General features: G+C 48.8%; 17 protein-coding genes. 5 read left to right on the top strand and 12 right to left on the bottom strand.

Translation table 11 applies throughout. The features are described from left to right. Positions 1 to 26: 26 nt before the first annotated feature. The 3 genes from PsW64_RS23160 to PsW64_RS27440 all read right to left on the bottom strand — a co-directional run bounded on the left by PsW64_RS23160 (position 27) and on the right by PsW64_RS27440 (position 1511). Positions 27 to 215 (bottom strand): hypothetical protein, encoded by a 189-nt coding sequence (locus PsW64_RS23160; protein ID WP_063305143.1) that lies wholly within the window; start codon positions 213 to 215, stop codon positions 27 to 29. A 27-nt stretch (positions 216 to 242) separates the two neighbouring features. After that, positions 243 to 701 carry a hypothetical protein gene (locus PsW64_RS23155; protein WP_153042416.1) on the bottom strand — a complete coding sequence of 153 codons (459 nt, stop codon included), beginning with the start codon at positions 699 to 701 and terminating at the stop codon, positions 243 to 245. Positions 702 to 845: 144 nt separating this feature from the next. After that, complete coding sequence (locus PsW64_RS27440; RefSeq protein WP_153042415.1) at positions 846 to 1511, bottom strand: DUF11 domain-containing protein; 666 nt, start codon at positions 1509 to 1511, stop codon at positions 846 to 848. 1365 nt (positions 1512 to 2876) lie between these two features. Between PsW64_RS27440 and xrtT the strand changes: the two genes are divergently transcribed. Together xrtT and PsW64_RS23140 are read left to right on the top strand one after the other, a co-directional pair. Then, a complete protein-coding gene (gene xrtT, locus PsW64_RS23145; protein ID WP_063305140.1) occupies positions 2877 to 4337 on the top strand; it encodes an exosortase T in 1461 nt (486 codons plus the stop codon). A 19-nt stretch (positions 4338 to 4356) separates the two neighbouring features. Continuing rightward, entirely contained in the window at positions 4357 to 6549 is a 2193-nt protein-coding gene (locus PsW64_RS23140) for a VIT and vWA domain-containing protein (protein WP_063305139.1), read from the top strand. A gap of 51 nt (positions 6550 to 6600) precedes the next feature. Here PsW64_RS23140 and PsW64_RS23135 read toward each other — a convergent pair whose 3' ends face one another. The 5 genes from PsW64_RS23135 to PsW64_RS23115 form a co-directional block, all read right to left on the bottom strand. Beyond that, entirely contained in the window at positions 6601 to 7554 is a 954-nt protein-coding gene (locus tag PsW64_RS23135; protein WP_063305138.1) for a branched-chain amino acid ABC transporter permease, read from the bottom strand. Further along, a complete protein-coding gene (locus PsW64_RS23130; RefSeq protein ID WP_063288917.1) occupies positions 7554 to 8441 on the bottom strand; it encodes a branched-chain amino acid ABC transporter permease in 888 nt (295 codons plus the stop codon). Before PsW64_RS23130 ends, PsW64_RS23135 begins: the two co-directional genes overlap by 1 nt. After that, on the bottom strand, positions 8438 to 9163 hold the full coding sequence (locus tag PsW64_RS23125) for an ABC transporter ATP-binding protein (protein ID WP_063293620.1): 726 nt from the start codon (positions 9161 to 9163) through the stop codon (positions 8438 to 8440). Before PsW64_RS23125 ends, PsW64_RS23130 begins: the two co-directional genes overlap by 4 nt. After that, entirely contained in the window at positions 9156 to 9932 is a 777-nt protein-coding gene (locus PsW64_RS23120; protein WP_063293621.1) for an ABC transporter ATP-binding protein, read from the bottom strand. Before PsW64_RS23120 ends, PsW64_RS23125 begins: the two co-directional genes overlap by 8 nt. Before the next feature lie 115 nt (positions 9933 to 10047). Continuing rightward, positions 10048 to 11253 (bottom strand): ABC transporter substrate-binding protein, encoded by a 1206-nt coding sequence (locus PsW64_RS23115; RefSeq protein ID WP_063305137.1) that lies wholly within the window; start codon positions 11251 to 11253, stop codon positions 10048 to 10050. A gap of 346 nt (positions 11254 to 11599) precedes the next feature. Between PsW64_RS23115 and PsW64_RS23110 the strand changes: the two genes are divergently transcribed. The 3 genes from PsW64_RS23110 to PsW64_RS23100 are packed head-to-tail and all read left to right on the top strand — an operon-like array spanning position 11600 to position 14709. After that, on the top strand, positions 11600 to 12268 hold the full coding sequence (locus PsW64_RS23110; RefSeq protein ID WP_063305136.1) for a helix-turn-helix domain-containing protein: 669 nt from the start codon (positions 11600 to 11602) through the stop codon (positions 12266 to 12268). A 54-nt stretch (positions 12269 to 12322) separates the two neighbouring features. Continuing rightward, on the top strand, positions 12323 to 13447 hold the full coding sequence (locus PsW64_RS23105) for a cupin domain-containing protein (protein ID WP_063305135.1): 1125 nt from the start codon (positions 12323 to 12325) through the stop codon (positions 13445 to 13447). 47 nt (positions 13448 to 13494) lie between these two features. Next, a complete protein-coding gene (locus tag PsW64_RS23100) occupies positions 13495 to 14709 on the top strand; it encodes an aminotransferase class V-fold PLP-dependent enzyme (protein ID WP_193757852.1) in 1215 nt (404 codons plus the stop codon). 148 nt (positions 14710 to 14857) lie between these two features. Here PsW64_RS23100 and PsW64_RS23095 read toward each other — a convergent pair whose 3' ends face one another. The 4 genes from PsW64_RS23095 to PsW64_RS23080 form a co-directional block, all read right to left on the bottom strand. Continuing rightward, complete coding sequence (locus PsW64_RS23095; protein WP_082831196.1) at positions 14858 to 16642, bottom strand: IucA/IucC family protein; 1785 nt, start codon at positions 16640 to 16642, stop codon at positions 14858 to 14860. Further along, complete coding sequence (locus PsW64_RS23090; RefSeq protein ID WP_082831195.1) at positions 16639 to 17697, bottom strand: GNAT family N-acetyltransferase; 1059 nt, start codon at positions 17695 to 17697, stop codon at positions 16639 to 16641. Before PsW64_RS23090 ends, PsW64_RS23095 begins: the two co-directional genes overlap by 4 nt. After that, positions 17684 to 19408, bottom strand: a complete 1725-nt coding sequence (locus PsW64_RS23085) for an IucA/IucC family protein (protein WP_193757851.1) — start codon at positions 19406 to 19408, stop codon at positions 17684 to 17686. The genes PsW64_RS23090 and PsW64_RS23085 overlap by 14 nt, the downstream gene beginning before the upstream one ends. A gap of 154 nt (positions 19409 to 19562) precedes the next feature. Then, a complete protein-coding gene (locus PsW64_RS23080; RefSeq protein ID WP_063305131.1) occupies positions 19563 to 20903 on the bottom strand; it encodes a lysine N(6)-hydroxylase/L-ornithine N(5)-oxygenase family protein in 1341 nt (446 codons plus the stop codon). Positions 20904 to 20908 lie beyond the last annotated feature (5 nt).

Raw genomic sequence — 20908 nt, 5'->3', positions numbered from 1 at the left:
AAGCATTCCATTATTCAAAAGCCTAATCAGTTCCACTTCATTTGACGACGGACATGGCTGACCACGACATGGTCATTCGCAGCAAGCACACCGCTGTTATCTGAGGCAGATTTGCTGATTGACAGTGAAACATTGGGCCGCTGCAAGTCTTGGCGAATGCTGGCTGTGTTGTTCGTCGTGTCTAAATCTGCGGGGCCGCTTGAGGTGATTGTCACGCTGGTGTCAACATCCTCTTGGATCCTTTATGTCAGCGCGGAAGGATCATCGAGTACTTCAAGATCAAAGACGACTGAGCCCAAATCAATGTTCGTTACACTGCTCGATAAACCTGGGTGAGGTCTCTGACAAACAAACTCCCTGCCAGATAACGAGCAAGTCCAACCTCCCGTTGGGCTAGTCCAGCCTGTACCTGAGATCCCATAGCCTTCAGGAATAACGGTTCGCATTTCGAGGCCTTCTGGACTATCCCCCTTGTAAGCAGAGGTGATTGTTAACTCATTGGTACGGCCCAATACAGCTGTGCCATTTGCAGAGGCAGATACAGAAATGTCTGTTCCCAATGAGACGGCAGTCGTTGTAGAAGCGGTATTGTTGCCATCAACAACATCTTCATCTCGTGGCGCTTCAACAGTACCAGAAATTGTAATACTCGGCTCTGAACCAGCAGGACCGCCAGCCTGAGTCACAATCCCAGTAAACACAGCCGTATGTTTGGAAGGATCTGGGTCACTTTCGGTACTGGGAACAATATTGCTATAAAATGTACAACTATATCTGTCCGCCACGAGACCGCAGCCGGATGGCAAACTCGTGAAATGTAAACCGTTTACAATTGGAACAGAGAGTTACCATTTATTCGCTGCATCAGGCCCTCTGTTGGTTGTTGTAAAGGTATAACTTACTTCGGATGTCGAAGCGGTTGAAGCTGGCCCGCTCACAGAGAGTGCCAAATCTGTTTGGTCTGGTTCATCAGGGACGACAATTCCGGGCCCCGCCGCGATTGTTGTCGGCTCCGAATGAGAGTTGTTATCTACAACAGGGTCATTGACGGTAGGAATTTCAGAATAAAAATTGATGATACGTGACGAGCTATACGCCTCATTGGCACGCATTGTGGCAGTAAATGAGATGCTTTCAAAAGCCACCAGAGAGGGCACAGTACAGGAAACAACATTCGGTCCATCAACCGGCAATGTACTCCTGCAGATTAACCCCGAGACTTCCACAAGTTGTATCGCCGTCGGAACTGTGAGATTAATTTGCGTAACAGGTGCCGCTCTGTTCTCGCTGTCAGTCGGCTTATTTGTGACGGATATTTCGTATGAAAAGTAGTCGCCGACTTTCGGTGTACTTCCTCCGGCAGACTCTGCATTGTCCTTAACGTTGAGAACCCAGTCATAAGTATCCAATGGCGCTGCCTGAACAGATATACCGCTCAATAGCAAAGCTGCCGAAAAAAGCTGAAATAATGGAACAAAGCACTTCAAATAGCTGTAATGAGCAATTCTCACGAGAAATATCTCTTCCTAGAGTTACATTCATTTTGGCTAAAATTGTATGTTGTAAATTATTACAATTAAACAATGAGTTAGCGAGATTAACTACTTGAGACAAGTCGTTAACTATGAAGGCTTTGCAACGACCGAATTTGAGACATATCGACAAATGCAATGTGGATATTAAGTTTTGATTTTGGGAGGTAGGCTTGATGTTAGCGAATACTTAGGTGACTCGGATCTTGATATCTAAGTATTAACTAAATAACTCATGCGTTTATTTAGCAATTGTCTATTGCCCAACACAGTGCCACATCTGATTTCTTGGTTAGTTCAATTTAATCTATGTTGCACACGACAATGAAACACGTCATTCGTCATCGGGTAACTAGGTTTGACAATGCCCCTACATTTTATCTAGCTGCCATACTTAGAACTTTCCGCTTTGGCCTACGACCAGTCTTTGCAATCAAACAGATGGCGTTCAGAAGTTCTAGGGGCGATGAGTTGGATCATTGAAATCTGCATCATTTAAGCAACCCCTGTATTGCAGTTCGCTTATATTACGGAAGCCAAAAAGTCTGATGTGCATACAGCTCGATATATGAAACCTTGGATATGTCATCCGAATAGATGATTACGTTGATACGAAGTGGCGATGATCCTTTATTGACAACCCGTAAAATCCACCTGATCTAACAATAGAAATGCTGACCGAGGGCTATATTGTCGCTACCTTTCCTTAATCGAGCTTTCTCCTACGGATATTGATTATTTTTTGCACCTTGACGATGATCATTAGGGCAACCACGACCTCATCCCCAATTATCGATCTCTGCTTGCTAGCTCGTCTAAAACTAGACCGGTTTATTTGCCGTTGACATAGTGGTGTACAGTTCAAGGGCAGACGCAGGGACGCGTGATATATTTATTACTGACATGGATGAGGAGCCGCATATCCGGGGATGAAGGCGAGTAGATGTCAACTCCGCAGCATACAACAACAAATTCCGATTAAGTGCTATAATTGGCTTCGATATTTTTCCAGAATCACGAGAAGCAATACTTGGCTGGTACCTAAGCCAATTAGATTTTAACACGGTTTTGTTGATGCGAGGGCAGCGAGAAGTAGCAAGAACGTTCAGACTGGTGACGAGGCAAATGACCGATATGTTCATTTGTTGAAGCGAAGTGCATTTCTTTACAAGAGGGCTTCGTCATACTTGCAAATGTGTATTGAAATTGGCATGAGAGATGAAGAGTGAACTGTCATGTCTCGGTCTTACTGGCGACAGGTTTGTGCCTTTGGCTGAATGAAATGCTGAAAATCTGCACAGGTGGTGAGTAGGGTCTGCAAATCAGGTTGGCATAACGGTTTGCATGACAAAGACTCTTGCAAATCATCGCGTGACAGCTTTTGGGTTTGGGCTCGCTTCCGCCATTCTGGCTTTTGAACCTGCGCTATGGCTGGTGCGAACATGGTTTGATCCCTCTTATTCATCCTCCGGCGCTGTTTATCTGGTCGCGGTCGCGGGCTTATTGCTTTGGTCGCTGTCGAGCCCCGTGGACCATTCCGCTAATCATCATCGCCAAACTGCAGCTTTGCTTCTTGTTGCTTCGGCTTTCATTCGGCTGATCAGTCAGGTGTTTGCAATCAATGTTATTGGCGGGTTGGCTCTGGCTTTTGATATCTTCGCGATTGCTACGCTTTTGAGGGTAGGGGAACGCAAGCGTGCACTCTCTCCCTTCTGGCTCTCTGCGCTTTTCCTGTTCTCCCTGCCTGTTGAGCGGATTGTTCAAAGGCTATTGGGTTACCCATTGCAGGAACTGTCTGCGAACGCGTCTTGCTTTCTTCTCAGCGGTGTCACTGAGAATCTTTCCTGCAATGGCGTGCGGCTGACACTTGAAGGCAAAGACGTACTGGTTGATTTGCCTTGTTCTGGCACGTCCAGCCTTATGCTCAGCTTGGCATTTATTGTGGTGTTGAATGCCATCTATCGCCCACGATTAAGTGTCGCTCTGCTTTGGGTCGGCATTACGCTCGTTCTCAGCATCTTAGGCAACTCTCTCCGCATCAGCACATTAGCGCTCGGCATCGCCTATCCGCATTGGGTTCTTGACGTAAACGTTATGATGGAACCATGGCACAGCGTGATTGGGTACATCACTCTTGCTCTCACCCTTCTGCCAATCCTGAGGCTGTATCGGCCTAAGGCACGCATGTTCGTTGCCTCTCTTCATATGGTTAAAGGTCATGAGCTGCCTAAGTCACTTCAAAAGTATCTGGCTCTCGCCTTTGTTGGTCTTGCTGTTGTTGTTGTCAGCCTGCCCCGACAGGCTGTTGATGTGGCGAGAGCAACTACGCTCCCTGTTTTGCCTTTGTTTTTGAATGGGCAGTCCGGGCAGGACATCCCATTACTTCCTGTCGAGCAACAGTATCTCGAAGCGTATGGAGGGTATGCAGTCAAAAAGCGCTATGGAGAGCATGCGCTTACTCTTGTACATACCAGCTCCCCGCTTCGCCATCTTCATGCGCCGGATGATTGCTTGCGCGGTCTGGGCTACCGGGTCGAGTTTCTTGGGTCTCGTTTTGAGGCAATGCCTTCAGCGCTGTATCGAGCCACTGCAGAAAACGGCCAGCAATGGCAGGTCTCCGTCTCTTTTTTCTCTGATGACGGGCATGTCACCAACAACGTGGCCGAAGCGATCTGGATTTGGTTGCAAAACCCGTCGCTCTCTTGGACCAGCATTCAGCGCGTTTCACCATGGCAGGGTGCCCTTTCCAACCAAAACCAGTTTGAGGCCGCGGTTTTTGCTGCCTTTGATTTCCCCAGGACCTGAAATTTAGAGGATATTCTTGATGTTTGAGATAACGCGCTTTCTCTCTTTGCTTTTGATTTTCGTAGTTAGCACGAGCTCCGATGCTGGTGCCGAGCAGCCAGACCAACTGGGAAAGAAGGCGGGCACAATTGTTGCCATGTTAAATGGACAACAGGTCGAGTTGCCCTTGCTCTCTGCGCACTACGATGTGGATGTGGTTGGAGATATCGCCCAGGTTACGCTTTCACAGACATTCCTCAATCCCAATGATGTGCCGCTCCATGCAACCTATCTGTTTCCCCTAAATCAGAAGGCTGCCGTTCATGCCATGGAAATGGAGTTGGAAGGGCAGCGGATCGTCGCGCAAATCAAAGAAAAACAAGAAGCAAATGCTGTATTCAAGCAAGCGAAGGCTGAGGGGAAAGCCGCGTCCCTTCTGACACAGCATCGACCAAACATGTTTACTCAGGATATCGCCAACTTGATGCCGGGTAAGTCAGTGACCGTGCACCTGCAATATGTGCAGTCCGTGCCGAAGTTGGATGGGGCTTATGAACTGGTTGTTCCCATGGTGGTTGGGCCGCGATACGAAGGAGCAACCGAGCCCGCCCAGCAGGGCAAGCCAGATGCGATGTCTGGCAGTGATGATGTTGACGTCGTTTCCGGCTGGGAAATTGATCGGTTACCGAAATATCCTCAGGGGTTAGGCGTTTCAACATCCAAGGCCATCAATCATCGGCGGGTCTCCCTGGATATGTCCATGACCGCAGCTCTGCCTATATCCGGCCTTTGGAGCTCAACACACAAGTTGAACATCTCCGGAAATGAAACCAAAAAACAGGCGACTTTTGAGAAAGCTAGGGAAGTCGACAATAAAGACTTTGTCTTGCGTTACGAACTGGCCGCTGAGACGAGTGTGACTGCCGGTCTAGACAGTTACTACGAGGAAGAAAAAGGGGGCTTCTTTTCGTTGCTCATCGAGCCGCCTAAAGTTACGGCTGAAGCGACTATTGGTAAAAGAGAGCTGGTGTTTGTGTTGGACACCTCCGGCTCCATGGGGGGCGCTCCGATCGCTGCAAGCAAAGCCTTTATGCGTGCCGCGATTAATAATCTACGCCCAGATGATTACTTTCGGATCCTTCGGTTTGCAAATGAGACAACTGCATTTGAGGAGCAGTCCTTAATTGCAAGCGAGCATAACAAACAGGCAGGGCTTGAGTATGTCTCCGGTCTTTATACTGGTGGCGGTACAGAACTGAATGCAGCGCTCAATGCTGCGTTTGGGACGCAACAACCTAAAGACACAACACGCATAGTTGTTTTCCTGACAGACGGTTACATAGGCAATGAGCGCAAAGTAATCCAAACCGTTGCCAATCGCATTGGAAAGGCACGTCTTTATGCGTTTGGAGTGGGTTCGTCCGTCAATCGCTTCCTGCTTGAGGCGCTGGCAACAGAGGGACGGGGATATGCACGCTACGTTGAGGCTGACGAGAGCTTCCATGAGACTGCAGAGGCCTTTGCAAAAGACTTGAAAACGCCTGTGCTGACCGATGTCTCAATTGATTGGAACGAATTAGAAGTTGAAGAGCAAAGCCCGACAAAGCTGCCTGATTTGTTCGAAGGGCGCGCACTTCGAGTTCTGGGGCGCTATCAAAAAAGTGGAAAGCACACCATTTTCATAAGTGGCTTAGTGAATGGAAAGGCAGCTCGCATGCCGCTGGAGATTGATCTGTCAGGGAGAACTCAGCAACAGAGCCCAGAAAAAAAAGCGCTTCCAATCATCTGGGCGCGTGAGCAGATTTTTGCAAAAAATCGAGCATATACGATTGGAGGCAGTTCAAATCAGGCCTTAAAAAACGAGATTATTAAGCTTGGTCTGGATCATTCTCTGCAAACCCGCTTCACTTCGTTCATTGCGGTTTCTGAGGGCCCCGTAAATCATGCCCCAGAAAATGCAGTTTCAGCGTCGGTCCCAATGCCGCAAGTTTCTGGAGTAACGACAAAAGCCTATCCAAACCTCAGTGGAAGTTCAGCGCCAGAACCGGAAGGGATTATGGGGCTCTTGATCGTGATTATGGGTCTTGTCGCGCGCTTCCGCCAAAACCTTGTCAGCATGGTTCGGACAATACGTTGCTACATTACTCGAACAGGTCAACGCTCCATTCCTCTGGAGGGCCTGGATCGCTCACTGCCTTATAAACTCCGCCGCGATGGTTGGTGGCTGGATTGAACTAAAATCCGGGGCTCATAGCGGAATATGATGCCTTCTGCCTCCAGCAAGCTAAGAGCGTCTCAACTTGTCCAGTTTTGGCGCTCTTTCTGGTAGCAAGCCAGAGCGATATCGTTGCAGAACGAACTGCAGGAATAGGCCAATAAGCAGCATGCGCATGTAGGAGGATCGGGTTGCCCACTCGGAGGGGAGGAAGCCTGTTAGGATCTCTGTCATTGACCAGATCGCCCAAACGATCAGCGCTCCCGCGATAGCCCCTTTGTTGTTTCCACTTCCTCCTGCTATCAACATCACCCAGGCAAGAAATGTTATCAGGATTGGCTCAGTTGCGTCTGGGCTGAAGTACTTGAAATAGTGCGCACTCAACGCGCCAGCCAACGCCATAAATATGGCACCAATCACAAACGTTTGCGTGCGGAAAGAGTGAGTGTCCTTGCCGATGGATTCAGCTGCGTCTTCATTGTCGCGGATCGCTCGTAAAACCCGGCCCCACGGACTTTTGTGGAGGCGCTGAGAAATGAAATAAGTCAGCAATACGATTATCCAAACGAAAAGAACGAAGACAATTTCGGCTGTTTGCCCTTTGAACACCCCTTCAAAGGGACGCGGGATGTTGGAAACTCCCAAACTCCCGTTGGTCAACCACTCCTCATTTACGATGACAAGTCGGATGATCTCTGCAATTCCAATTGTTGCCATGGCGAGGTAATCGCTTTTGAGAGAAACGCATAAGCGCGCAATGCCCCAGCCGACAAGACCTGCAATGACAGCTGCAACGGCCATGCCTACAAAAATGGGTTGCTGTAACCCTCCAACACTGTTTGATGCCGCTGTGGAAGTGATAATAGCCGCTGAGTATGCACCGATAGCGTAAAAGCCAGCAATCCCGGCATTAAACAGGCCGCCAAACCCCCATTGGATGTTAAGTGCCAGGCAAATTACAGCATAAATGCCAGCCATGGTGAGGAAGGAAACGAAATAGAAGAACAGCCCTGTGAGTTCCATCAAAGTACCCTTCCTTTTAGTAGGCCTTGCGGACGGAACAACAACAGCACCAACATGATGATAAAGGCAATTGCGCTCTTATAGCTGGGCGAGATGATCTCTATTTCCATGATCGGGAACGTACAAATCTCTTCTGCAACGCCGATTATCAAGCCTCCCAGCATAGCTCCTAAGGGGCGGCCAATTCCGCCCAACAAAGCTGCCGCAAACATAGGTAACAGCAAGTTCCAACCCAGGTTTGTATGGATGTCCGTATCCAACCCCACAAACACACCACCAATGGCAGCAAGGCCACCTCCAATCAGCCAAGTCCATCGGATGATTTTTTCCGTATCCAGTCCGGCAATCCTTGCCAGTTCTGGGTCATCTGCAACCGCTCGCATGGACTTTCCCGTTTTAGAATACGAGAGGAAGAAATGCAGCGTGATGGCAATAACAACTGTAAACGCGATGATTTGCATATGCCGAAGAGCGATGCGGAAACTATCAAAAAAGATCAGCGGTTTTTGAAAGCCGACCACATAGACTTGAGAGTCCGTGCCCCACAATAACTGGATGGCTGAACGTAAAATAAGAGCAACCCCAAAGGATGCGATGACAGTGTAGATGCTCGGTAGATCTCTCAGTGGTTTATAAAAGGCTTTATCCAAGAACACTGCCACCAGAGCCGTCCCGACAACGGCAATCGGAATAGCTGCAAGTGCTGGAACACCAAGTGTCCAAACAGCAGTTAGTGCGATGTAAGCGCCAGTTGTCATCAAGTCGCCATGAGCAAAGTGTGCAAAGCGCAGAATGCCAAAAATCATTGAGATCCCGACAGCGCCCAATGCATAAATGCTGCCAAGAGTTATGCCCGGTATGAGGTAATAGTTGATGAAATCAATCATGCTGGCAGCCCTCCGCCGAGAAATGCATGCCGAACCTCATCATTAGCCAGAAGGTTTTTGCCCGTATCCGTATATCCGTTTTTGCCGTTCACCAGCACATATCCAATGTCCGCAATGCGCAACGCCTGTTTGGCGTTTTGCTCTACCAACAACACGGAGATACCGGTCTCCCTGATCTTCAGGATCATATCAAAGATCCGTTCCAGATATGCAGGCGACAAACCGGCTGTCGGCTCGTCCAACAGCAGCAGCTTTGGATCACTCATCATTGCTCTTCCGATGGCAACCATTTGCCGTTGACCTCCGGAAAGCTGCCCCGCTGGCTGGTTTAGCTTTTCACGAAGGTCAGGAAACAGCGTCAGGATCATATCTAATGTTGAAGCTGGATTTTTCGGTGGTGCTGCATAAGTTCCAACCTGCAAGTTTTCACGCACTGTCAGGTTTGCGAAGACATTGCTGGTCTGTGGAACAGCAGAAATGCCCATAGGGACGAGGTCTGCCGTTTTGACACCGACAATCGAACGCCCCATGAACTCCACGGAGCCAGAAAAGTATTTATTGAGCGCAAAGATTGATTTCAGCAAAGTGGACTTGCCAGCCCCATTTGGTCCCACAATTACCACTATTCCTTTCAAATCAACGCACAGATCAACGCAATGAATAATAGGCGTTGCGCCATAGCCTGTAGTCAGGTTTTGGATGTTCAAAATTGGGTCAGGCATGGACATCCTCATACTTGCCACCACCGAAGTAAGCTTCCACCACGCGTTCGTCACGTTTGATTTCTTCGATGGTTCCTGTTGTTAAAACAGTGGCTTGCGCTAGTACGACAACCTCGTCGCAAAGCCGCGAGACGTAGTCCAGGTCATGTTCGATCAGGCAGAAAGTGTAACCGAAGTCGTCATTCAGCTGTTGGATCTTCACAGCGATCTTACTGAGCAGGCTGCGGTTGACGCCGGCACCGATCTCATCCAGCAAAATGACCTTTGGTGTCTGCATCAAGGTTCTGCCAAGTTCCAGCAGCTTCTTTTGCCCGCCGGAAAGGTTTCCTGCCAGTTCGTCCTGCAGTTTCTCAATCTCCAGAAAGCGCAGTGTTTCCATAGCTTTATCGTAGGCCGCATGCTCTTGCTTGTGAAAGACGGAGGGGCGGAAGATTGCATTGAGTACATTTTCTCCGATAGAGCCATCCGCTGCGACCATCAGATTCTCAACCACAGTCATGCGTGAGAATTCGTGCGCCAATTGGAAAGTCCGATAAAGCCCTTTGCTCTGACGCTTATGCGCTGGCAATGCAGTAATGTCTTCTCCATCAAGAAAAATTTGTCCGCTGCTTGGTTGCAGTAGCCCGGCTATCATATTGAAAACAGTAGTCTTACCCGCTCCATTTGGCCCGATGACTCCCGTAATTTGGCCAGTTGGAATTGAAAATGAGCAGTTGTGAACGGCAGTTAATCCACCAAATCGTTTTGATACATTCTCAAGCTGGATCATTTGTATTCCCAAAATCTCATTGACTGCACCGTCATGACACGGTCCAACATGACCAGGCCCAGAAGAGCCCGGTCATTACTCGGTAAAATTCAACCTCTTGTGGTAGACGGCTGAATTAATTGAAGATTTTGGTTTGCTTGTAGCTGTCGCCCTCGACAATATACTTGCCGATATAACCTGCGACATCTCCATTCTCATCAAACTCGTGGGCACCAGAAACGCCCTCGTAATTGATGTCTTTGCCCGCAGAGATCAACTCACGTGCTTTCGCCCATTCTCCCGGGCCAACAATCTCACCTGGTGCATTCGCAACTGAACGAAGCGCATTTTTTACAGCGGCACGATCGGTTGAACCCGCTTGTTGAATTGCCAACGCAATCAACATGGTAGCGTCATAGGCCTGATCTACAAATGGCTTGTCAGATCCGCCGCCAAATGTCTCGTCAAACCGGGCATGGAACGCTTCTGTAGCTGCATTTGAGCTCGGGGAACTGGGTGAGGTAAAGAAGGTGCTGGCAAGAGCTTCTGCGCCAATTTGCTGAATTAAGATGTCATCCCTCAGACCGTCTGTACCAATGAACTTCTCGAAGAAGCCATTTTCCAATGATTGTTTGACGATCTTCGCGCCACTGCCCGCTGCATAAGCGATAACGACAAGTGCATCAGCACCGCTGGATGCCAGGGTCGCCAACTCACCACGGTATGAGTTTTTCTTGTCTTCATGCTTGGAGAATTTGGTGACGACCCCACCCAACTTCTCGTATTGAACCTTAAAGGTATTACCTATGCCCACACCGTAGTCATTGTTAACATATGTAATTGCAACCTTTTTAAAGCCTTCCTCCAAAACGGCGCGTGCGAGCACTTTGCCCTGATAGTTGTCGCTTGGAACAATGCGGTAGACATAGTCGTTGTCTTCCAAATTGGTCATACTTGGTGCAGTCGCTGTTGGGGAAACCTGAAGCACGCCATTTGGAATAGCAACCGCATTTGCCGCAGCAATGGTTGCGCCAGAAGACAGTGCTCCCATGATCGCAACAACGTTCTCAATGTTTACCAGTTTACCTGCAGCATCAACCGATGGCTGTGCAGATGCTTGACTGTCCGCAACAACAAGCTTCATGGTTTGCCCGTCCAACAAACCGCCGCCTTTGTTCACGTCTGCCTCTGCCAGTTTTGCCCCGTTGAGGATTGGTGGAATAAAGTTGGCGAGAGGCCCCGTCACGCCCATCAATGCCCCAACTTTAATATCTTCGGCCCAAGCCGAACCTGCAAATGTTATGCATGCTGCTGTCGTCAGCATCAAAAGAGTCTTATTCATAAATCCCTCCCATTGCATTGCACCGTCGGAAGGCTTTGGCCTCATTGATTTCAGCTATCTCCTCCAATATCGGAGATTCTTACTGCTACAAACGGCGTAATAAGTAAAAACACTTGCATATGCGCAAGATGCTGTCAATCACCTCTCCAGAAGTGCAAGTGTCCTCACAGACAGCTGTTTTCCTGTTTTGATGGTAGGGAGATATCATCAGAAGTCACTCACTTGTTCTGGCATCTGAGCCAAATGCTATTTCATATTTCAATTATGAAATTCTCTTGCGCTAATGAAATTAGTCATTCTATTGTGTGGCACAACACTTATATGCACGAACAAACAAGTAATCTAAATGAGCGAGGCGTTATCTATTTTGCGACGTGAAACAAATAATACGGCAGCGATCTCTGGAAAGCCTACGAACGCGAAGAGGCAAGAGAAACTGCACATTGGCGAGCGCGTGAAAACCTTCCGCAAAGCATTGCAGTTATCACTCAGTGAGCTCTCCATACAGACTGGAATTTCAGAGGCGACATTGTCCCGAGTGGAGAATGATCAAACGCTGATGAGTGCTGCCAATCTTTATGTTTTGTCGCAAGCTCTCAATGTAGATATGTCTGCATTTTTTGAAAACCCGGCAAGTCCGGCTCGCAGTGGCATTCGCAGCATCACCCGCAAAGGGCAGGGCGTTTTTCTGGAAACAGAACGCTATAGTGCGCAGGTGTTGAGTAACGACATCACCAACAAAATGATGAACCCAGCCATTGATATTGTAGCAGGGCGAACTCTGGAAGAGGTTGGCGGATTGCATGCTCATCCGGGTGAAGAGTTTTTGATTGTGCTGGAGGGAAACTTGCATTTGCATTCAGAACACTATGCCCCTCTGCTCCTGGAGGCAGAAGACTCCATCTATTTCGATAGCTCAATGAAGCATGCTTACGTTTGTGCTGGTGATACTCCGGCGCGTATTTTGGTAATCGCGACGATTGATGCCACGCACATCAAAAGTGAGGGTGAATAAGCACCACGCGTTCAATTTTATTTATCACATTTGAAATTCTGGGAGGGACGTCAAGTGGCACAGTTAGAAACCAAGACAGATCATATTGCATCTGCTGAAATTCGGTTGCCAACCAACGATCTAAAGGAGGATTTGCCGTTTTTCAGCAAGATCCTCGGTATGAAGCTGGATATGATTTTCCCAGCTGATAATCCTGCTATTGCGGTGATGTCCGGTCACGGTCTTCGGGTGCGCCTGGAAAAAGGTGCATCAGAGCAACCAGGAACACTGCGTTTGCTATGCAAAGAGCCTGCTGATTTTGCTGAAGGGCAAACCGAACTGATCGCGCCAAATGGCACTAAGATTGAGATTGTTGATGCCTCTCCTGCGCTGGAAATGCCCAAAACCCAGCACTCTTTCATTGTCAGGCATATGATTGACAATGATCCGTGGGTGATTGGCCGCGCTGGTATGCAGTATCGTGACCTGATCCCGGATCGTCTGGGTGGCAGTATTATTGCCTCTCACATCCGCATTCCAGATGCAGGCCCTGTTCCGGATATGGTGCATTATCATACCGTTGGGTTTCAGTTGATTTTTTGCTATCGCGGCTGGGTCCGGCTTGTTTATGAAGATCAAGGTGAGCCTTTTATCCTCAAAGCTGGCGACTGTGTTATCCAACCTCCAGAGATTCGGCATCGTGTACTGGAATCCTCTGGTGAGCTTGAGGTGATCGAAATTGGCGTTCCCGCAGAACATATCACCAGCATTGATCACGAGATGGACTTGCCGAATGGAACTGTGAACCCAGAACGCGAGTTTCAGGGGCAAAAATTTGTTCATCATCAATTGGATAGCGCCATATGGCAGCCCCATCGCCTTGATGGCTTTGAATGCAGAGATACAGGCATTGGTTTAGCAACAAAACAGGTTGCCAATGTGCAAGTCGCCCGTGCAACGACGGGGCCATCTGGGGCTGTTACCAGTCACACCTCGGATATCTTGTTCTCTTTTGTCATGGAAGGCAGCGTTACCCTGGTCAATGAAGAGGGCAAAGCCCATCAATTGAAAGCTGGAGATGCGTTTGTCATACCGCCAACGATGAAAACATCTCTGCTGAATGGTTCTGATGATCTCGAGATTTTGGAAGTCTCGTTGCCGGGAGGCTTTGAGACCAAGCTTCACGACGTTACCCCTTAAACGGCTTCGCTGCCTCCATACATCTTATTATGAAGATTGGAAATCCAGTGAATTATCAAGATATTATAGCGCTTGACGATAACGATCCGCTCAAACACTGCAAGGAGTTGTTTGAAGAACGGCCTGGCGTCATACATTTAGACGCGAACTCTCTAGGATCTATGCCAAAGTCAGTTCCGGCGCATCTTGCACATGTGTTTCAAAGTGAATGGGCGGATGAACGCAGTGCAAGTTGGGCAGCGGCCAGTTGGATGGCCCGGCCTATGCAAATTGGTGCTGCGATAAGTCGTTTAATTGGCGCTGCTCCAGAAGACACGCTTGCCTATGACAATACCACGCTAAACCTGTTTAAGTTGCTGACGGATGCACTGAAGCTTAACCCGGATCGCCAGGTGATTTTGAGCGAGACGACCACATTCCCCACCAACCTTCACGTAGCGCAAGGCCTGGAGAACGCACACAGCGATCAGCTGAAAGTGGCCTATGCGGACCCAGATTTAGACATTCTTGATGCCATCACTGAGGATGTTGCAGTCGTTTATCTGTCTCAAGTGGATTACCGCTCTGGTCGCCGTTTCAATATGGAGCAAATCAACACCAAAGCCCGTTCTGTGGGTGCATTAACACTTTGGGATCTTTCTCATTCTGCGGGTGCAATTCCGCTGGATGTTGAGGGCACACAAACAGATTTCGCGGTTGGATGTGGTTATAAGTATTTGTGTGGCGGTCCTGGTGGTCCTGCATGGTTATACATCAACAAAAAGCATCAGAATAAGATTTGGCCGGAGATCTCTGGTTGGATCGGTCATGCAAATATATTTTCATTTTCTGAGCAGTTTGAGCCAGCTGAAGGCGTTCTGCGCCACATGACCGGGTCTCCGCAGGTGATTGCAAATGAGATTTTTTGGTGTGCAGCAGAGATCTGGAATTCGGTTGACCCGCATCAGGTTTGGGCCAAGCATCGCTCTTTGAGTGAAACACTGGTTACGCTAATCAAAGAACAATGCGGTGATTTTGGTGTCCAACTTGCGTCCCCTGAAAATTACGATGAACGCGGCGGACATGTATGCGTTCGCATTCCGGGAGATGGGAGCAAAATCGTTGAAGCGCTTAAGAAGAAGAACATAACCTCTTCTTTCCGTTCTCCGAATGCAGTGAGATTTGGTCTGTCACCGCTCTATCATTCACACGCAGATTTGTGGGAGGCAACACAACAACTTCGTGCTGTTCTGGAAGAGCAGGCAATGGCTACGCAAGCCTGATTTGTAAGAGGGGCGCTTCTGCGAGACGACAAACTCGTTGAATGCAGCTCTCCTTTGATCGCTTCTTGTTGGGTTCTAGCCAACTTCTTCATTGTCAGAAATTAGGCAGAGAGGCAGCTCTATCACATTGCAGAGCTGCCTTTTCATCTTAGCAGAGTAGGGGATTACTCAAATCCATACCAAGCGCAGGCAAGGGGCGTTCAGTGCTGTCACCATATCCAATTTCAAAACGCACCTTGTTGATGCACACTTTGGGAATGGTTGGTGCAAAGAGCTCAAATGTCTTAAAGCGCGCGTCATATTCCGGGTTGGCGGCAATATAGTTCTTCAGCGTACCTGTAAGAATTTGGTAGAAACATGCCTCAGTCATCTGCCCGGCTTGTGCCAGTGAAGATGACAGAAATCTGAGCACCGTGACGAAGTGAGCAGTTTGAATGTCATGTACAATGTAAGCTGGTGGCTTTGCTGGCAGTAGTGCGCGCAGTTCATCACTTAGATCGCACTGCTCAGGGTAAACCTCATTTACGAGATCGACATCTCCTTGCAAATCTTTGATTGCTATACCGACAGGTACGTTGTCTTCCAGGACAACTGTTATGTTTTGTCCGTGAGCAATAAAACCAAGCCCATATACGCAGAGCATGTGATAGAGCGGCACAACGGTGACTTCAAACAACTTTTGCAGCCAATCCGCTAAATCAAGATCTGCCTTTTGCGCGAGATGAGCAGCCAGGGGAATGCCAGAACCATCTTTGTGCAACAAGGCAGCGTAAAGATAAGCTTTGCGATTTGGTCCCACTTTGTAGTCTGCAGGTTCCCGCCAGATTACACCCAGAGTTTCATCATGCTGATAGGGAATATCGCGAAGCTGCTGGTAAAACGGATGGCGATACCATACACCGCGCAGTTCTTTTAGAATGATAACCTTATTCTTCAAGTGATCATCTGCTTGAACGATGCCATCCAACCACTCAGACAAGTCAGATCCATGAGCGATGTATTTTCCAGGAATTCCTCGCCAAGCGGAAGTATTCAGGATCGTCAGAGCAACCTTTACATCCGGGCTTTCAGGACGATCCAGACTGGTGAGTGTCCGCAAAGATGGGCCAGAAACATAACGTCCACCAAAACTACCGAGCATGATCAGGTCTGCTGTTTGTAGATCATTGATGTACGTTTGTTGGAGCACGTGATCCCATTGCCAGGGGTGTACAGGAACGAGACAGTAGCTTTCTAGAGTACCTCCTTTGCTTTTCAGAGTGTCCATTAGGTGCTCCATTTCAGTTGCGCCTAAAGTGTCTTTCAGAAAGCTTTTTTCTGCATGGATATCGCTATCGCTGATCTCGCAGTTCTCACGGCGAGCAGCAAGCCATAACAACTCGATCGGTTGCCGACTCTCCGGCGCAAAGCGGGCGACATCCTCTGCTCCCCAACCAAGGCGTCCTTTGTTTGCTACGGCTTTTGGGTGCCCTTCCAGCAGCGCGTGTAACTCATATGGTTGCATCTGGAGGAGCGCGTCAGCATCATAACCTTCGCAGGATTGAGCCAGAAATAAATCTTGGCGCAGAGTGTTGGACATTTCACGCAAAAAGGTGGCCAGTGTTTCCGGTCTCATTCCAAGTTCGGCCTGTGCATCCACTGAGAATTGAAGAGGAGACAATGGCAGTGTCAATGCGGGAGCCCGGGTGATACTGCCTGCATCCACCCAGAGGTTCCCCCAGACCATGGTTTGCGCCTGAAACGTGTAGAGTACACCTGAGGAAAGGCGTAACTCAAAAGTTTCGCCGCCAGTACAAGCAGGGTCTAACACTTCTTCATAAGTTAGTTCACTAAGTAATTTTGCGAGCGCTGTCTGGCAGACTTTTGGCCACAAGGGCGAGGGACACGTCGTGTCCGCCGCCATTGTGCTGCAATGCGATTTGTCGAGGGTCATAAACGAACCTCCCCAAAAAAACGCTCCCGCCGACAGCACATGAGTGCCGAGCGTTTATGCGGGAAATCGAATTCCATGAGTTTTTCATAGGCAAGAGAATCTGCGTAGGAGAGCAGTTTGGCGTTATCCACCCGGGGCTCACCCATTATGTTATCAGTCAGCGGGCAGTCCAAGAAAAGATAGTGTGTCAGCCCGCGCAACCAAGCGCCGGTTTTCACTTTTCCAAGGTGCCTGCGTTCGCCAATCAGGCCATGCCAGCCTCTGTCGTAACTTTGAGAGGCGTAATAGGGGCCAAGCCGATCCTCTCGCACCCAATAAGTTTCGAAGTAACCTGCTTCCTCACCATTAAAACAACCAATTAGTGGATAGGTGTGGGGTTTGGCCTGTGATGTTTCCAGGTATGCCTTCAGCTCATCTTTAGATTTTGCCAACTCCCAGAAATATGCGACACGACCATCGTTCATCCAGCGATGAAACCTGTCCAGATCACGGTCTATATCAACAGCACGAAATGATACGACAACGTCAGCAACGGGATCATAACGCTCGTAGCACAGCCCGATTGGATGTGGCGGTCTTAATGGATGATCCCGACCATCTGGCCCTTCGACCAAACCGGTGCGAAGACGGCCTGTGGATCTGTGAAGGAGCCAGAGCTGTGGGTTTTGATAGAAGCCGGAGCGATACACTTGATACTGCCCATTTGCTATTGCAAGAAATGGCAGGTCACGCGGATCAATAACGTCTGCAGGCAGGCTGATTTTTAAAGTTTCTATCTCTGGATGTGCTGAAAAGCATGCCTCCAGACACAGCAATACTGCCTCAAGTTTTTCTTCTTCAGAACCTTCTAAATAGAATGAAAAACTCAGGCTTGTCTCTGTCGCATTCTCCAAATGAGCACAAGCAAAAGCTTTGGTGTCTCGCAAGACAGTTAGCTGTCCACCATTCCAATCTCCGGATGTAACAACGCGAGCTAATCTGCAATCAGAGGAGCCATCATGTGTTTCATGGGCAATCGAAAGTGATGAGCCAATAGGCATCCTATGCAATGTCATCGTTATTTCTCTTGTTATTAAATGGGTTGGCTATTTTGAAGAATGTTGCGAGCTGGCCAGCTCCGTCGCCCGATGCTTCGTTTACGTTGCTAAGGCTAGTGCGATAGTTACCCTTACTGACCAATGTTGGAGAGGTCAGCAGATAGTCATAAAAGGCTGGATCGCCGGTTGTACTTTGAGCTGCAGCTTTAAATCTTCTGCGGAGCGTGTCATAGGCGCGGGCCTCGTCCATCAAGCCATCAATAACCAGAGTGCTCACGGTGTGGAGTAGGTTATTGACAATCACGTAATAGCAAAGAAGCTCATCACCAATCTCCGGGGGGACCACATTTTCAGCATTTTTGCCAATGTCAGGTACGTATGCAGATAGGACATCATGATGGGTCGTTAAGTGACCTGTCCCCTGACAATCCCTGACATAAAGATGAGCGGGCATACCATCTTTCAGTGCAATCATCATATTTTGCTGATGAGAGCCGAACAGGAGGCCATGTCTGGCGCGAATATCAAGCAGAGGCAGGATAGCCACTTCCATGAATGCATCCAGCCATCGTTCTGCCAATTCCTGAGGGGAGAGTGTTTTTTGCGCCGCCTGCCTATAAATTAAGTCACTAAGTGGGGATGGAGCACCAAGATGAGGTTCACATAAACTGGCGAGCATCGCAGGGCCGGTTTGTGTCGGTTCATGGAACGGGTTGTCCCGCAAGACTACAAAACTATCCTCCAATGCGCCGCCGTCTTCATCTTGCAGAGCAACATATCCGGGCTCAGTAAGGATGGTCAGATTTGGGAAATTATTTGCCAGCTTGTCCCCCAAGGGACCAGAGAGCAGCTCTGCCATCTGCACACCGCGTTCAACCTCCTTGCGAGCAAGTACTCTTTTTGAGTTTGTCAGCCGCATGGAAAGTGAAAACTTAAGCATGTACGGCGCCTTGAAAGCGTGTACTCCGCGCATTGATGCGGTTGCTGTAAATGGTTGGCCAGCTGACCCATAGGGTCTGAGAAAACCCTGCTGTATCCATCGGATAACTTGAGGACGAGCCAATAAACGTTCTGCCTGCCATGGGTGCCAGGCAAAAGGCACGTAACCTTTATCAACTTTGGTCCGCAGTGTTTCCGGCAAGGTTTCATCGCTTTTGGCAAGGTTCTGGCACATGTCAAAAGCAGTTATTTGCACACCAGAACCTGAAACCAGGATCGAACGATCTGCCAAGACCCAGAATAAAGGAAATTGCCCCTTTAATTCAGGCGATAACAACAAGGCATCGGCTTTGGTCAGCTCGTCTCTGCTACGTGGGTTTGGATGGGTCGGATGGCCGGAAATAAGCGCTTGCTCAGCGTCCTGAAAATTCCAGTTCTCTGCAGCATGAGGAGAGTTGTTGGCGTCCAGCTCATAAGCTTGCATTTGAGCCTGATGACTATCCAACACCCTCGATAAAAGCATAAACTGCTTTTCGCTGTGCTCACCGCTGATTGTACTATCTGTAATAAGTGCAGTCAGCGCGCTCATGAGGCTAACAGGCTTGCAATGCCCCTCTCTGTTCCAGAGGTAAAAGGGCAGCTGTATTTCAAATCGAGCAGCCGTATGGTGAGGGACTTGCAGCAACAAGCGATCATTGTTTTGCAGAGGAAGACAAACTGTATCCTCACAAAAACATAAAAGCTCTTTTTGCTCGTGTGATAAAAAAGACCAGCCTGACCATTCGCGCAAGAGCGCATTTAAGAACGCACTTGCAGTGGCATGCTCAGCCCTTTGTAAAGGTGTCGGAGGTGCAGACACAGGACGATTGTTTGCCTGAGTGTAAACTAAGGTTTTGTTCATGGCGAACCTGATGAATAGAGCAATTAATGATTTAATCAGCGGTTCAGGCTGGTATGACCTGATTTAAGATTTCCGCTCGTGGCACACTTGGCCAATCGATTAATTCACTGTCGTCTTCCAGATCGAAGAGAGGCTCTCCGACAACAGCATTTAATATGGTTGCACTCCTCCACGTCATGAGGCTCATTTGCGGATCCACAATGCCGTGAGAGGAAAGGCCGAGATTTAACCCAAAAATCTGTAGGTTTCTTGGTCCGTCCCATTGCAATCGGTAGGATGCATCCAGTTCCGGCAGGCCATTTTCATCTAATGAAAGGCGCGGTAAGAGCGGCGTCATAAACTCCGGAAGCGCTGGTTTTGCCCCTGTCGCTAGTATGACCTGATCCACGTGCTGCGTTTCCGTCTGACCGCTGATTGTAGAGTTTGAGGTCAGCCGATAGCCGGTTCCCTGCTGTTCCATGGCTTTTACGTCCCGTCCCGGCAGCAAGGTGATGGTGCAAGGATCCGCGCAAAGATGCTTGCGGCGATAGATTTCTGCGTACAGCTCATCGACTGTGCTTGGGGTTAGGCCATCACTTGCGAGCTTCTGGTTTACCAATTCTTGTCGCTGGCTTTGCTTGGGCAGTGTCTGGTAGCTCTGAACATAAGCAGGTGTGAAAACCTGATCAACAAACCCACCTTCTTCGAGGGGGGAGAACCGGGGCAAATTGCTAATCCACTGGACCTCCAATGGAGCTGCTTGCGTATTTGTCAAAAGGTCCAGAACAATTTCCGCACCGGTTTGTCCGCCGCCAATTACTGCAATACGCTTACTTCTTGTCTGCCGTGCTTTGTTGAGGTAACCGCTTGCGTGAAAACAATTTTCACCCAAGTAAGAGGTCGCCCATTGTGGTACAAAAGGCTTCATGCCTGTACCCACAACAAGATTGGGAGTGTGCTCAACTCGTCCGTTTTCAAACGCCACAGAGAGCCGGTTGTCTTTCACCGAGACTTCCTGGGCAGTGTGGTTCCAATGAAGATGGTTCATCTTGCCAGCAGCCCATGCAAGATATTCATTAAACTCCACACGGGTTACTCCGGTGAAACGGCCAGCTAAAAAGTCATAGAACCTCTTCTTCTCAACCAGAAACGCCATAAACGAGTATGCACTGGTCGGTTGTACTGCTGTGACAAGGTCTTTCAAGAACGACGTTTGCAAAACAGATCGCGAAAACATCAATCCCTGATGCCAGCTGAATTCTGACTTGCTGTCAAAAAATGCTGCACGAATACGTGATGAGCTCTGTGCCAGTGCGGCAACACTCAGATTAAACGGCCCTATGCCTAGTCCGATCAGGTCATAAACTGATTGCGTGTTCTTCGGCATCTTGACGATCTGGGACATCTCAA

The sequence above is a fragment of the Pseudovibrio sp. W64 genome (genome assembly GCF_001623145.1).
Lineage (GTDB): Bacteria > Pseudomonadota > Alphaproteobacteria > Rhizobiales > Stappiaceae > Pseudovibrio.
Note: the sequence above shows the minus strand (reverse complement) of the source record. Positions and strands in the feature narration are given on the sequence as shown.